Source organism: Acidovorax sp. SRB_24, assembly GCF_012931925.1.
On record NZ_MWOM01000004.1, the window covers coordinates 105,957 to 118,802 of the forward strand.

A 12,846-nucleotide genomic window follows, 5' to 3' on the forward strand; every position below is an offset into this window, starting at 1 on the left:
GCCGCGCTGCATGTGACGGCCATGGCGACATCGACAAGAGCGTCAGCGCCGTGTGGCGAGGTGATCGATGATCCGGTCGCGCAGCTTTTCTTCGAACTCCGGAGTGATTCCCAGCAGTGGGCGTGCGGGGTAGTCGTACTCGGGGCCGCCGGGCTTGACGCGGTCGCGCAGGCCGAAGTGGTGCACGCGCGCAATGCGCTCGGCGCGGCCAACGAACAGCACCACGGCCTCTTGCGGCGAGCCGCTGGCCTTGAGGTATTTGGCCCGGCCCAGGCGCGTGAATAAGGGCGCGCTGCGCAGTTTGCCGCGGCCGCTGCGCGTGGAGGCCTTGCGCGGCGCCCACTGCTGGCCATCGGGGCCGGCCTGGGCGCGCATGCGCTGGGTGTTCTCCTGGCGCAGATCGCGCGCGATCTCGCGGGCCAGCTGCCGCTGCTCGCGCGGCTGCAACTGGTGCAGCAGTGGCGCCATCCAGTCGCTCAGGCGGTCGAGATCGTCCATGGCTTACCCAGCAATGGCCGGCGGGCGCGGGTCGTAGTCCCACTCGGCCAGCATTTCATCGCCCAGCCAGAAGGACCAGTGCTCGCGCGGTTCGGCGCCGCTGGCGGCCGGATCGTGGGGATGGGCCGGGTCGAGCGGGTCGTACGGCGGCGGCACGCGGCCTGCCGGGGTGTGCAGCAGCACGCTGGGCGGCTCGGCAACGTGCACCAGGTTCAGGCCGCCCGGCGTGCCTTCGCGCGGCCGCGCGAGCACACGCTCGGTCAGGTCGAGCTCGATCACCAGGTCCATGGTGGTGGTGCTCAGGTGCTCGGCCTCGAAGCGCATCGACTTGGCGCGCTTTTCCGGGTTGTCCAGCAGATCGGGCTGGTGGGTGCGCAGCCAGATCAGCAGCGGTGCCATGACGGCATCGGCGTGGCCGGAGTAGTCGAGCAGCAGCAGGCGCAACGTGTAGCGGTATTCGAAGGACAGCGACTGCGTGAGCGTGCTGTGCAGGCCACCGCCGGTGATGAACACCACCAGCTTCTCGGGGTCTCGGCGCAGCTGCGGCAGCGCGGCCGTGAGGTGTTCGCGCAGGCTAGCGGGCTTGAGCATGGGCTGCCTCGGCGTTCAAGGTAGCGCGGTCGCTGTCGTGGGTGCGTTCGCAGGCGAGGCCGCGGGAGCGGGCGTCGTCAGCGACTGCCGCCAGCTCTCCCGCTCTGTCGTCAGCGCGTCGCTGCAGGTCGGCAAGCAGATCAAGGGCGCTGTTTTCTGGCGCGCATTGGCCGGCAGCGGCGGCAGCGAGGGCGCGCGCACGGTGGGCGGCGATGTAGTCGGCAAGCTCGCGCTGCAGCCGCTGGCCAGCAGTGCGAGCGCGATCAGCGCCGGCCGCAGCAGCGGCAATGGCGGCCTGGGCTTCGCCGTCGATTCGGTCATGGTCTTCACGCAGTTTTCTTTCTGTTTCGCGGTGGGCCTCGGACTGCTGGCGCGCCAGGAGCTCGGCCGTTGCGCGCTCGGCGGCCAGCATGGTGGTGGCATTGCCCGCCTTCGTGTTGGCATCTGCCAGGCGCTGGGTCTGCACCAGCAGCCCGACAGCGAGCGCCAGCGCGACGCATTGCCATCCATAGCTCATTACTGCGCCCCCATGCACGCGGCGTGGCGCTTGAGCTGCCGGGTCCAGACGCCGCCGCACACCTTGTTGCCCGGCGTCGAGCAGTCGAACCCTGCCGAGAACCTGTAGCGCAGCAGGGCGTTGCAGGCGGCCACGTAGTTGCTCGCCAGCAGGTGGCGGCGCATGCTGGAGCCGTGCCAGTTGCCGTAGCCGAACTGCCCGGTGAAGTCCACGTACTGGTCGAACTCGACGGGGTAGAGCTTCACGCCAGGCAGCGACGCGGCCACGCGCTTTTCATCCTGGCGCATGAGGTTGCGCGCCAGGATCTCGGCGCGCTCGGGCGTGATGGTGTCGCCCATCTTCACGCGGGTGCCGTCTTCGTATCGCGTGGAGCCGTGGCCGATGGTGGGCACATCGCCCTTGGTCGGGATCACGGCCTGCGCCGTGTAGCCCTCGCTGGCCTGCCATGCGCCAAAGCCCGCGGCAGTCACGGTGAGCGCGGCGACGGTCAGGCGCGCAGCGGTGTGCTTGAGCTGCTGCATCAGTCGATCCCGATCTGGGCGCCCTGGGCGGCCTTGCGCCAACGCCACACGAGCCAGCCGATCTGCAGCAGCACGTACAGGATAGTGAGCGCGGTCAGGGTGTGGTTCAGCGTCCAGCCCTGGGTGGCGGATGCGGTCAGGATGGCCACAGGGGGCGATGCCTTGGCGCCTTCTGCCGCGATGTCTTTGATTACGTCCTTGGTCATGCTCAGTCCCACAGCTGCACGGTGGGTCGGGTTGGGGTGGTGGGGAGGTCGGGCAAGGTCACCAGCGTTCCGGCAGGCAGGACCGGCCCGAGGGCGGCCAGGCCCGGGTTGATGTCGAGCATGGCCTCGACCACCGCTTCGGTGCGGCCCAGGTGGCGCCAGCACAGCTGGTCTGCGGTGTCGCCCTGCTGGCTGCGCACCTGCATCAGATCAACTCCACCGTGCTGCGGCGGATGCCCAGCAGATCGGAGATGGCCCAGCGCTGTTTTTGTCGGTGTTCGTCCACTTGCACCGCCAGCGCTTCGAGCACGCGCCCTTCTTTTCCGGCACCGGCTGGCAGCGTGTCCAGGTTGCGGTAAACCTCGGCCAGGTCGGCCTGCAGGCAGGCATGCACGGCGCGCCGGTAGCGCAGCACCTGGGCGCTTTCACCTCCGACCATGGGCGCAGGCACGTCGGCCAGGACGTCGTAGCCCCAGCGGCTTTGCTGCTCCAGGCGGTACTGCTCCAGCTCGGCGTTGACGCTGAGCATGGCGGCCTTGAGGGCCGGCAGCAGCCGCGCCGTGGTGATCGTGCCGTCGAGCCGGCAGGCATCGCGCACGGCAGCGGGTTCCATTTCGGGGAACCAGGGGTCGTTGCTGACTGGCGGCTCTGCGGCGGCAACAGGCGGGCGGGCGGTGGCGACAAAGGACATGGCGGGGCTTGGGTGTTAGGTGGCGGTGGTCGGGGGCCTTGCAGCTGTGTGGCCGGTGGGCCTTGGGCTGCGCGGCCCCCGAGCCGCCAGGGTGCGGGGTACGCTCTTTCAGGTGGCTGGTGCGTCGGGCTTGACGCGGCGCTCCAGCCGTTCCACATCTTTTTTGACGCCCACCTGCGCGAAGAGCTCGATGGCGCGCTGCAGGTGGGGCAGGGCCAGCAGGCACTGCTCCACTGGCACGTCTTTGGGGTCCACGTCGTGCGTGGCGGTCTTGCCGATCAGCGCCCAGCCGATGGCCTTGTGCAGCTTGGCGCGCGCCTGGTCGGGGGCGTCGCGGTCTCGGGTAAGCAGATCTACGTGCGCCAGGTACACAGCGGCATCCACACCGGCGAGGTGGCCCTTGATGGCGGCTTCGCTCACTTCATCGAGCAGCAGGGTGGACAGGTCGCGTTGGTACTGGTCGGGCAGCGCCAAGCCGTGGCGCAGGGCGTAGTCGGCCAGCTCCAGGCCACGCGCCCACAGGCCGGTGTCCAGGTGCCACACCAGCAGGGTGGTGAGCACCACGTCCTGCACGCCCGCATCTGCCTGCAGCACGCCGGTGAGGTAGGCGTCAAAGTCGGCCAGCATGGTGCGTTTGGCGTCAATCTTGCGTTCCACCGACTGGATGGACTTCAAGGTGCGCATGTGCTCGTGCATCTGCGCCTGCATGAGCTCGTAGGCGCTGCCCTCCATGTGTCCGTGGGGGTCTTGCGCGCCAGCGGCGGCAGCGGCGGCGGCCATCACCGTCAGGCGGTGGCGTTGGGCGGGTGTTTGTCGCATGGGTGGGATGGGGTCAGAGCTATGGGAATGGGCCGCTGCGCGGGGCAGCGGCCCACGGCCTCGGTTGTCCGAGGGGCGATCAGCCTCCTTATGGAGCCACGTCCTCGATGTTTTCCACCAGGGCGCACAGGCCGTAGTCTTCGATCACGTAGGCGTCGTTGCTGGATTCGAAGAACTCGATGCGATCGCGTTCCGGCTTGTCGACCACGGCGCGGCGGCGCTTGCCGTCCTGGTAGTAAATGGACAGGTTGTCCGCGCGGGTGATGAGCACTTTGCCGGCCGGGAAGAACGGCGCGACCATGGCTGGCAGACCGCCCAGGCGGCGCTGGCTGATGACGATGTCAGCGGCCAGCTTCTCGGTGGGGGCGTCGTTTTCGGCCACCAGCGGGAACAGCTTGTCGTGCATCAGGTCGCGGCCGACGATGGCCACCAGCTGCGGATCTTCCTGGAACCAGGGGTCCAGCAGCGTCTTGTAGGCGTCGTAGACCAGGGCGTCCAGGTTGGCGTAGTCGCCGCCGGCACCCACAGTGACCTTGCCGGCAGCGGCGCCGCCCGTCATGACGCGCGCGGCAGCATTGGCGCGCAGCTTTTGCAGCCAGCCGATATTCACGTCCTGCAGCAGCGGGCTGGTGGCGCGGTTGGTGGAGACGGCGGCGCTGGTGCCGTTCCAGCCGATCATGATGCGGTCCAGGGCGCAGCGCTGCACCACCTGCGCGCTCACGCGGGTCTGGAAGTCCTTGAACTTGGCCCAGGCGTCCAGCGTGGCGTATTTGATGTGGGTGTCAAAGTTGGTTTGCTTGCACTCGTAGGCGTCCTTGGTCAGTCCGGTGGGGTCTTGCGTGGTGCGCGTGCCTGCGCCGCTGGTGTCGGTGCGGCCCGCGATGGTGCCGCTGATGCCCAGGCCCAGGGATTCGCCGCTCTGCTCTTCCACACCCACAACGTTGATGAGCTGCAGGAACGCGCTGGACTCCTGCATGCTGCTCTCCAGCTTTTGCTGGATCGATGGGGCCACGGTGAATTTTTCGGCGGCGCTGGCCACGCCGTTGATAGCGGCCAGCTGCGCCAGGTAGGCGCCGTAGTGCTTGCGGGTTTCGTTCTTCATGTGAATGTTTCCAGGTTGGTTTTTGGGTTGCGGGGGCTGCGTTCAGAACTCGGCGCGCACCACGCCATCGCCGCCGGTGGCGTGGGGGCGACTGGTGCCTTCGGGCTGCTGGCTCAGTTGCTGCACTAAGGCGTCCACCTGGCCCTGCAGCTTGTTCAGCGCGGTGTGCGTTGTGGTGGCCTGGTCGGCCAGTGCTTGCACCGTCTGGGTGCTGGCCAGCATCACGGCGGCCAGGGCAGGGTCCAGGCCGGCGCTGTGGTTTTGCGCTGCCGGTGTGGCGGGCGCAGCGGGTGTGGCGGGCGCAGCGGGTGCCGGCGCCGGGGCGTGCAGCTTCTCCAGCGTGCTCTTGAACATGGCCACGATGGCCTGCAGTGCTCCGCCTTCACCGGCGGGAGCGCCGTCTTCAAACTCCAGCGCGACGGGCTCGGCCGCGGTGAACAGGGCGGCTTTGTCGCTCTTGCGGGCGGCGAAGGGGTTGGCCGCTGCGCCTGCGGAGAATTTCAGGATCTCGGTGCCCAGGCTGGCGGGACTGTCGGTGACGGCCAGGCCCGTGAAGTAGGCTTCGCCGGAGTCGGCAAACTGCGGGTGCACTTCAATCGAGGTGTAGAGCTTTTGCCCCTTCTTGTTCATCTCGATCAGGGCGGGCAGCGGCTCGATCTGCGCGAACAGGGCCAGCTTGCCGTTTTCCACGGTGCGGGCTTCGACAGCCAACACATCGCCCAGGGCGTCAAACGGACCACCCGGCACGGTGCCGCGGTAGTGCTCCAGCCACACGCGGGCGCCGTATTTTTCGCGGTTGAAGTTCTTGGCCATCTGTTCGATCCAGAGGCGTTCGACTTGGCGGCCATCGGTGGTGGCGCCCTCGGTGGCCACGCGGAAAAATTTAGACTTTGCCATGCTGTTTTGGGTCCGGTTGGGTTGTTGGGGTGGTTGCTAAAACGTGCCCGGATTGGGCTAGCCCTTATGGTGGCGACGACGCCCGCGCAGGCCAAATGGTTTGCCCTGTGGGCGCGGTTTGCACATAACGCAGGGGGTGCGCGCGCGCGTAGTGCGCCCTAACCTCATGGCCCATGAGCACCACAGCGGCCAGCCTGGCAGAGCCCGACAACCCGTTCCCCTTCGAGACCGATGCAGCCGGCGCCAGCGACATCGCAGGCGCGCAGCTGCCGCATGCGCTGGCCGACGACAAGGGTGCAGGCGCGCGGCGCCAGGCGCGGGCGCTCTACTGGATGGGCTGGCGCATCACCCACATCGCGGACCACCTGGGCGTGCCGCGCACCACGCTGCATGAGTGGGCGAAGGCTGAAAAATGGGCCGAAGCCAAACCCGTGGAGCGGGTCGAGGGCGCGCTGGAAATGCGGCTGTGCACCTTGATCGGCAAGGACGGAAAGACCGGCGGCGACTTCAAAGAGATTGACCTGCTGGGCCGGCAGATCGAGCGCCTGGCGCGCGTGCACCAGTACCAAAAATCCGGCAAGGAATCGGACCTGAACCCCGAGATCCGCAAGCGCAACGAAGGCCCTAAGAAACGGCCCGATCGCAACCACTTCGACCAGGACCAGATCGAGCAGCTGAAAACGGCCTTCATCGATGGCCTGTTCAAGTACCAGCTGGCGTGGTGGCAGGCCAGCCAGGAGCGCACGCGCGCCATCCTCAAATCGCGCCAGATCGGGGCCACCTACTACTTTGCGCGCGAGGCTTTGATTGACGCGCTGGAGACTGGCCGCAATCAGATTTTCTTGTCAGCCAGCAAGGCCCAGGCGCACATTTTTCGGCAGTACATCACGGCCTTCGCCAGTGAGGTGTGCGGGGTGGAGCTGGCCGGCGACCCGATCCAGCTGAGCAACGGGGCGAACCTGTATTTCCTCGGCACCAACGCGCGCACGGCCCAGGGCTACCACGGCAATTTCTACTTCGATGAGTTCTTTTGGACCCACAAATTCGAGGAGCTGAACAAGGTGGCCAGCGGCATGGCGATGCACAAGAAGTGGCGCAAAACCTACTTTTCGACGCCATCGAGCCTGCAGCACCAGGCCTATGCGTTCTGGTCGGGCCAACGCATCAACCGCAAGCGCGCGAAGGCGGACCGCATCGAGCTCGACCTGTCGCACGACAGGCTGGCCGGCGGCTTCACGGGCGAAGACCGGATCTGGCGCCAGATCGTCAACATCATGGATGCGGAGGCGGGCGGCTGCGATCTGTTCGACCTGGAGGAGCTGCGGTTTGAGTACAGCGACGAGGAATTTTCAAACCTGCTGATGTGCGGGTTTGTGGACGAGTCGTTCAGCGCCTTCCCGCTGTCCGAGCTGATGCGCTGCCATGTGGATGCATGGGAGGTGTGGGCCGACTTCAAGCCCTTTGCCCAGCGTCCCTTTGGATACAAGGGCGTGTGGGTGGGCTACGACCCCAGCCACACGGGTGATGCGGCCGGCCTGGTGGTGCTCGCGCCGCCGCAGCAGCCGGGCGGCAAGTTCCGGGTGCTGTGGCGCATGCAGTTCAAGGGCGCGGACTTCGAGGCCCAGGCCGAAGAGATCAAGAAAATCACCCAGCGCTACAACGTGCAGCACATCGCCATCGACACCACGGGCCTCGGACAGGGCGTGTTCCAGCTGGTCAAGCAGTTCTACCCGGCGGCCCGTGGCCTGCAATACACGGCAGAGCTCAAGCAGCGCCTGGTGCTCAAGGCCCAGAGCGTGATCCGCGGCCAGCGCCTGGAGTTCGACGCGGGCGACGTGGACCTGCAGCAGAGCTTCATGGCCATCAAACGCGAGGTGACCGGCAGCGGCCGTGGCGTGACCTATGCGGCCGGCCGCAGCAAGGACGCCGGCCACGCCGACCTGGCATGGGCCTGCATGAACGCCCTCGACAACGAACCCCTCGAAGCCACCGCCACCGGCGGCGCGGCCCGTTCCATTTTGGAGATCAACTGATGAGCAGCAGCGATACCACCACCACCCAGAGCCTGGCCGCCACCGGCACGGCAGCCGCCCCAGGCATGCAGGCCTTCACCTTTGGCGAACCCGAGGGCGTTATGGACCGGCGCGAGATCCTGGACTATGTGGAGTGCTGGTTCAACGGCACCTGGTACGAGCCGCCGGTGTCATTTGACGGCCTGGCGCGCAGCCTGCGGGCGGCCACCCACCACGGCAGCGCGGTGCACTTCAAGGCCCAGGTGCTGGCCAGCACCTTCCGGCCGCACAAGCTGCTCAGCCGCGCCACGGTGCACAAGCTGGGCATGGACTTCATCACCTTCGGCAACGGTTACCTGGAGCGGCGCACCAATCGGCTGGGCGGCGCGCTGCAGCTGGAGCACGCCCTGGCCAAATACGTGCGCCGGGGCCGTGACCTGCGCAAATACGGCTTTGTGCGTGGCTGGCAGGAGGACCATGAATTTCTGCCGGGCAGCATCTGCCACATCCTGGAGCCCGACGTGCACCAGGAGGTGTACGGTCTGCCGCAGTACCTGGCGGCGCTGCAGTCGGCCTGGCTCAATGAGTCGGCCACCTTGTTCCGGCGCCGCTACTACAACAACGGCAGCCACGCGGGCTTCATCCTCTACCTCACCGATCCGGCGCAGGACCAGCAGGATATCGACAGCCTGCGCGGCGCCCTCAAAAGCGCCAAGGGCGTGGGCAACTTCAAGAACCTGTTCTATTACAGCCCGAACGGCAAAAAGGACGGCATCAGCCTGATTCCCATTGGAGAGGCAGCGGCGAAGGACGAGTTCTTCAACATCAAGAACGTGAGCCGCGATGACCAGCTGGCCGCCCACCGCATCCCGCCCCAGCTCATGGGCGTGGTGCCCGCAAACGCCGGCGGTTTTGGCGACGTGATCAACGCCGCCAGAGTGTTCGCCCGCAACGAGATCCAGCCCCTGCAGACCCTGCTCGCCCAGAGCATCAACGAATGGATGGGCGAGGAGATCGCGCGCTTCGACCCCTACCTGCTGCCCGGCGTTGACCCGGTGGCAGCGCCCGCACTGGCCTAGCGGCCCGACCCGCCCCTGCCGCCGCGCGGCCGGGGACAGCTGGGCATGTCCGGCCTGGGCCAGCCGGCCTCCCGTGCTCCAGCGGCCGCAGGCCATCACAGCGCCACAGGCGCGCGCAGCTCTCGCGGCACCCGTACCCCCTTCCCGCCCCCTCGTCGCGCTCCCACGGCCCGCCCGCTGCCCCTGCCAGCCCAGGCCGCCCCCACCCCCGCCCAGCACAAGCCCGGACCCCAGCCAACAGTTCCAGCGCGCGGTCGAGACCCCGCCGCGCCTGCCCGCTTAATGTGCCGATCTCGACGGGGGCGCCGACCTTGGGCAGAGCAAAGCCCGGCGTGGGCCGGCGGGAAGGTCGTGGCCTATTTCACATGACGGGATTTGACGTGTTGTGCCGCGCAATGCGGCCTCACGGCGGGCGACAGGTGCTGTATATTTATACAGCATCGAAAGGGCCCCCAAACATGGACTTCCCCGGAGTTCCTCGCCCCTACGGCGGCACCCCAAATTGCGAGGCCGACAAGGCAACGCGGCGTGCTGCCGGCGTGCCAGCGTGCGTTATCCGGCTCAGGTACTCAGGCGTTTTTCTTCCCGTCCGGCTACTGCTTCAAAGGCCCATGCCCATGGGGCTGCTCATCAGCACCTCGGCCCCAGAAGGTTGGATGGTCAACCTGCACCCTATGGATGGCGATACATCGGTTTTCCTGCGTCAGCTGTCCGACGCTCACATGGTCAAGCGCCGCAGCGACGGCTGCATGGTGATAGCCGGGATGGAATGGGACGAGGGCTATTTGCGACGCTGGCCACAAACATGGTTATGCGGCCCCACCCAAACGGAGGCGATCGCAGCCACGAACGCGCTTTCCGCGTGGCTTGAAGCCCGATATACGGGTGCGTGCTGATGACCCACAGAGATGCAATCCGCAAAGTCGGCTGCAGACGTTTTTCTGTCACGCCAGAGCGCCGCGATAGCACTGGATATGAGACACGTCACATAAAACGTCACATATCGACTGAAAACGAAAACGCCGGCGCTATCTTTTAAATAGCGTCGGCGCTTTGTGCCTTGCGGCTTGTAGGTGGTGGGTCCTGACAGATTCGAACTGTCGACCTACGGATTAAGAGTCCGCTGCTCTACCAACTGAGCTAAGAACCCCACGCTTAAATTGTTTCTGCGTTGCTGCAGAGCCTCGAATTATGCACCAGTTTTTTCGCCGTTTGCAAGGTAGAGCGAAAAAATCGGCGCAAAAAATTCACTGCATGGCGTTGCGGCTGGCCAGTTCCACGAACAGGCCGCTCTGGTCCAGTTCGCCCAGGCCGTGTTCGACGCCTTGGGCGTACAAGCTTTCGAACAGCGTGGTCACGGGCGCGTCAAATCCGATTTCGTGGGCCGTGGCGAGGGCGTTGCGCATGTCCTTGAGCTGCACGTGCATGCGCGCGCGCGGTGCGAAGTCGCGCTCGACCATGCGCTGGCCGTGCAGCTGCAGGATGCGGCTGTCGGCAAAGCCGCCGCTGATGGCTTCGCGCACCTTGGCCATATCGGCACCGCCCTTGGCGGCCAGCAGCAGAGCCTCGGCCACGGCGCCGATGGTGATGCCGACGATCATCTGGTTGGCCAGCTTGGCGAGCTGGCCCGCGCCGTGCGGCCCGACATGCGTGGGCCGGCCCAGCGTGGCAAACACCGGCAGGGCCCGCTGGTAGTCGGCGGCCTTGCCGCCGACCATGATGGCCAGGGTGCCCGCCTCGGCACCGACGGTGCCGCCCGAGACCGGCGCGTCCAGGTGGGCCAGGCCCATCTCGCCCAGGCGTGCCGCGTGGTCGCGTGCTTCATGGGGCTGGATCGATGCCATGTCGATGAACAGGCTGCCCGGGCGGAAGGCCTGTGCCACGCCCTGTTCGAACAGCACCTGGGCCACCACGGGCCCGCTTTCGAGCAGGCTGATGGCGATATCGGCCTGGCGCACCGCATCGGCGGCGTGGTCGTGCACGGTGGCGCCGGCCTGGGCCAGGGGCTCGGCCTTGGCGCGGGTGCGGTTCCAGGCCTGCACCTGGTGGCCGGCCTCGCACAGGCGGCGGGCCATGCGCAGGCCCATCATGCCGGTGCCCAGCACGGCGATGCGAAGAGGGGGGGTGGCGGTCATGGAAAGGCGTCCTCGGCGGTGGGTGGATATCCGTGGCCGCATGATGGGCGTTTTTCGCGCGCCAGCCTGTCAGGCAGCTTGCAGCTGCGCGGGCCCTGCGGCCACAGAGCGCGCACCAGGCAGCGGCGCGCGCTGCGGCCACGTCTCACATCAGATGTTCGCTGGCGTTGTCGCCGCCCAGGACCACGTAGTTGACCTTGCGGATGTCCATGAGCTTCTTGCCGCCCGAGTAGCTGATGGAGCTTTGCACGTCCTGCTCCATCTCGACCAGCGTTTCGGCCAGCGTGCCCTTGACCGGCTCGAGGATGCGCTTGCCCTCGACGTGGCGGTACTCGCCCTTGTTGAAGTCGGACGCGCTGCCGTAGTACTCCTTGTAGAGCTTGCCATCGACCTCGACGGTCTGGCCCGGCGACTCCTCGTGGCCCGCCAGCAGCGAGCCGACCATGACCATGGTGGCGCCAAAGCGGATGCTCTTGGCGATGTCGCCGTGCTCGCGGATGCCGCCGTCGGCAATGATGGGCTTGGTGGCCACGCGCGCGCACCACTTGAGGGCCGAGAGCTGCCAGCCGCCCGTGCCAAAGCCGGTCTTGAGCTTGGTGATGCAGACCTTGCCAGGGCCGATGCCGACCTTGGTGGCGTCGGCGCCCCAGTTTTCCAGGTCGATCACGGCCTCGGGCGTGGCCACGTTGCCCGCGATGACGAAGGCGGCGGGCATCTTCTTCTTGATGTAGCCGATCATGTCCCGCACGCTGTCGGCATGGCCGTGCGCGATGTCGATGGTGACGTATTCGGGCACCAAGCCGGCGGCCGCGAGCCGGTCCACGGTGTCGTAGTCGGGCTGCTTGACGCCCAGCGAAATCGAGGCGAACAGGCCCTTGGCCTTCATGTCGCGGACAAACTGCACGTTGTCGAAGTCAAAGCGGTGCATGACGTAGAAGTAGCCGTTCTGCGCCATCCAGACGCAGATTGCCTCGCTGACCACGGTCTTCATGTTGGCCGGCACCACGGGGATGCGGAAGGTGCGCCCGCCCAGCTCCACGCTGGCGTCGCACTCCGAGCGGCTGTTCACGCGGCATTTGCGCGGCAGCAGCAGGATGTTGTCGTAATCGAAGATTTCCATGAAATTCCAAGCTCCATCAAGGGACGTGGCAAAACAATTTTTGCCGCGGTGGGCGCTTGGCTTGGGACCGGAATTTGCGGGTGGCTGCCGAAAAGGCCCACCGAACCCTGCTCTGCGCAGGCACAAAAAAACCGGGCGTCAAGAAACTTGGGCCCGGTGACTAATTCTACCCATGCCTTCAATCCCCTGCCCGGCAGTGCGATTGCGCGGCGGCCACCACGCGGCCCTGGGCATCCTGCAGCCAGCCGGCCACGGACAAAGACGCGGGGGCAGCGCCATCGGGCATGCGCATGGGGCGCAGTTCAGACCAGCGGTTGGGCTCTTTGGGAGGCCGCTCGTTGCGCTGGTCCCAGCTGAGCTGCAGCACATTCCTGACCAGGTTCCGCGCCACCGGCGTGCCCTCGGTGCCGGCGGGCACGGCCTGCACCAGCACCAGCACCAGCGTCCAGGGACCCTGTTGCTGTGCACGCGCCGCTGGCGAACGTGCCAGCGACGCCACCGTGCCCAGGTAGTCGCTCAAAGGCGGGCCCTGCGCCACGCGTAGCCGTCCGGGGCCCACAGGCTCGACCGGCGCGGTGTGGATGTCGCTGCCTTCGGGCCGTGCGCGGCCCAGGGCCTGCAGGCGCTCGGCGGCTTCGGGCAGGGCGGCGGCCGACAG

At 66.9% G+C, this 12,846-nt stretch carries 16 protein-coding genes and 1 tRNA gene; 3 read left to right on the forward strand and 14 right to left on the reverse strand.

Annotation, left to right across the window (positions count from 1 at the left end):
- Positions 1 to 42: 42 nt before the first annotated feature.
- From B2J89_RS02465 to B2J89_RS02510, 10 genes are all read right to left on the reverse strand, one after another.
- Positions 43 to 498 carry a phage virion morphogenesis protein gene (locus tag B2J89_RS02465; protein WP_169167641.1) on the reverse strand — a complete coding sequence of 152 codons (456 nt, stop codon included), beginning with the start codon at positions 496 to 498 and terminating at the stop codon, positions 43 to 45.
- A gap of 3 nt (positions 499 to 501) precedes the next feature.
- Positions 502 to 1,089 (reverse strand): phage tail protein, encoded by a 588-nt coding sequence (locus B2J89_RS02470; protein WP_169167642.1) that lies wholly within the window; start codon positions 1,087 to 1,089, stop codon positions 502 to 504.
- The gene (locus B2J89_RS02475) at positions 1,073 to 1,606 is read right to left on the reverse strand and encodes a DUF2514 family protein (RefSeq protein ID WP_169167643.1); all 534 of its coding nucleotides are present in this window, start codon (positions 1,604 to 1,606) and stop codon (positions 1,073 to 1,075) included. The genes B2J89_RS02470 and B2J89_RS02475 overlap by 17 nt, the downstream gene beginning before the upstream one ends.
- Complete coding sequence (locus B2J89_RS02480) at positions 1,606 to 2,127, reverse strand: glycoside hydrolase family protein (RefSeq protein ID WP_169167644.1); 522 nt, start codon at positions 2,125 to 2,127, stop codon at positions 1,606 to 1,608. The genes B2J89_RS02475 and B2J89_RS02480 overlap by 1 nt, the downstream gene beginning before the upstream one ends.
- Positions 2,127 to 2,333 carry a hypothetical protein gene (locus B2J89_RS02485; RefSeq protein WP_169167645.1) on the reverse strand — a complete coding sequence of 69 codons (207 nt, stop codon included), beginning with the start codon at positions 2,331 to 2,333 and terminating at the stop codon, positions 2,127 to 2,129. Before B2J89_RS02485 ends, B2J89_RS02480 begins: the two co-directional genes overlap by 1 nt.
- A 2-nt stretch (positions 2,334 to 2,335) precedes the next feature.
- Entirely contained in the window at positions 2,336 to 2,539 is a 204-nt protein-coding gene (locus B2J89_RS02490; RefSeq protein WP_169167646.1) for a tail protein X, read from the reverse strand.
- Positions 2,539 to 3,024: a head completion/stabilization protein gene (locus tag B2J89_RS02495; protein WP_169167647.1), complete on the reverse strand. Its 486-nt coding sequence runs from the start codon at positions 3,022 to 3,024 to the stop codon at positions 2,539 to 2,541. The genes B2J89_RS02490 and B2J89_RS02495 overlap by 1 nt, the downstream gene beginning before the upstream one ends.
- A 108-nt stretch (positions 3,025 to 3,132) precedes the next feature.
- Positions 3,133 to 3,843, reverse strand: coding sequence for a phage terminase small subunit (gene gpM, locus B2J89_RS02500; RefSeq protein ID WP_169167648.1), 711 nt, complete (start codon positions 3,841 to 3,843; stop codon positions 3,133 to 3,135).
- A gap of 88 nt (positions 3,844 to 3,931) precedes the next feature.
- Positions 3,932 to 4,945 carry a phage major capsid protein, P2 family gene (locus B2J89_RS02505; RefSeq protein ID WP_169167649.1) on the reverse strand — a complete coding sequence of 338 codons (1,014 nt, stop codon included), beginning with the start codon at positions 4,943 to 4,945 and terminating at the stop codon, positions 3,932 to 3,934.
- A 42-nt stretch (positions 4,946 to 4,987) separates the two neighbouring features.
- Entirely contained in the window at positions 4,988 to 5,842 is an 855-nt protein-coding gene (locus tag B2J89_RS02510; RefSeq protein WP_169167650.1) for a GPO family capsid scaffolding protein, read from the reverse strand.
- 173 nt (positions 5,843 to 6,015) lie between these two features.
- Between B2J89_RS02510 and B2J89_RS02515 the strand changes: the two genes are divergently transcribed.
- The 3 genes from B2J89_RS02515 (at position 6,016) to B2J89_RS02525 (ending at position 9,829) form a co-directional block, all read left to right on the forward strand.
- Positions 6,016 to 7,875 carry a terminase large subunit domain-containing protein gene (locus B2J89_RS02515; protein ID WP_169167651.1) on the forward strand — a complete coding sequence of 620 codons (1,860 nt, stop codon included), beginning with the start codon at positions 6,016 to 6,018 and terminating at the stop codon, positions 7,873 to 7,875.
- Complete coding sequence (locus B2J89_RS02520) at positions 7,875 to 8,933, forward strand: phage portal protein (RefSeq protein WP_206041391.1); 1,059 nt, start codon at positions 7,875 to 7,877, stop codon at positions 8,931 to 8,933. Before B2J89_RS02515 ends, B2J89_RS02520 begins: the two co-directional genes overlap by 1 nt.
- Positions 8,934 to 9,550: 617 nt before the next feature.
- On the forward strand, positions 9,551 to 9,829 hold the full coding sequence (locus B2J89_RS02525) for a hypothetical protein (protein WP_169167653.1): 279 nt from the start codon (positions 9,551 to 9,553) through the stop codon (positions 9,827 to 9,829).
- 178 nt (positions 9,830 to 10,007) lie between these two features.
- Here the strand turns inward: B2J89_RS02525 and B2J89_RS02530 are convergent.
- The 4 genes from B2J89_RS02530 to B2J89_RS02545 all read right to left on the reverse strand — a co-directional run.
- Positions 10,008 to 10,083 (reverse strand) — tRNA-Lys (locus B2J89_RS02530).
- Positions 10,084 to 10,180: 97 nt separating this feature from the next.
- On the reverse strand, positions 10,181 to 11,068 hold the full coding sequence (locus tag B2J89_RS02535) for an NAD(P)-dependent oxidoreductase (RefSeq protein ID WP_169167655.1): 888 nt from the start codon (positions 11,066 to 11,068) through the stop codon (positions 10,181 to 10,183).
- A 145-nt stretch (positions 11,069 to 11,213) separates the two neighbouring features.
- A complete protein-coding gene (locus B2J89_RS02540; protein WP_169167656.1) occupies positions 11,214 to 12,188 on the reverse strand; it encodes a GMP reductase in 975 nt (324 codons plus the stop codon).
- A 178-nt stretch (positions 12,189 to 12,366) separates the two neighbouring features.
- The coding region (locus tag B2J89_RS02545; RefSeq protein ID WP_169167658.1) for a hypothetical protein at positions 12,367 to 12,846 on the reverse strand (480 nt) is incomplete at its 5' end.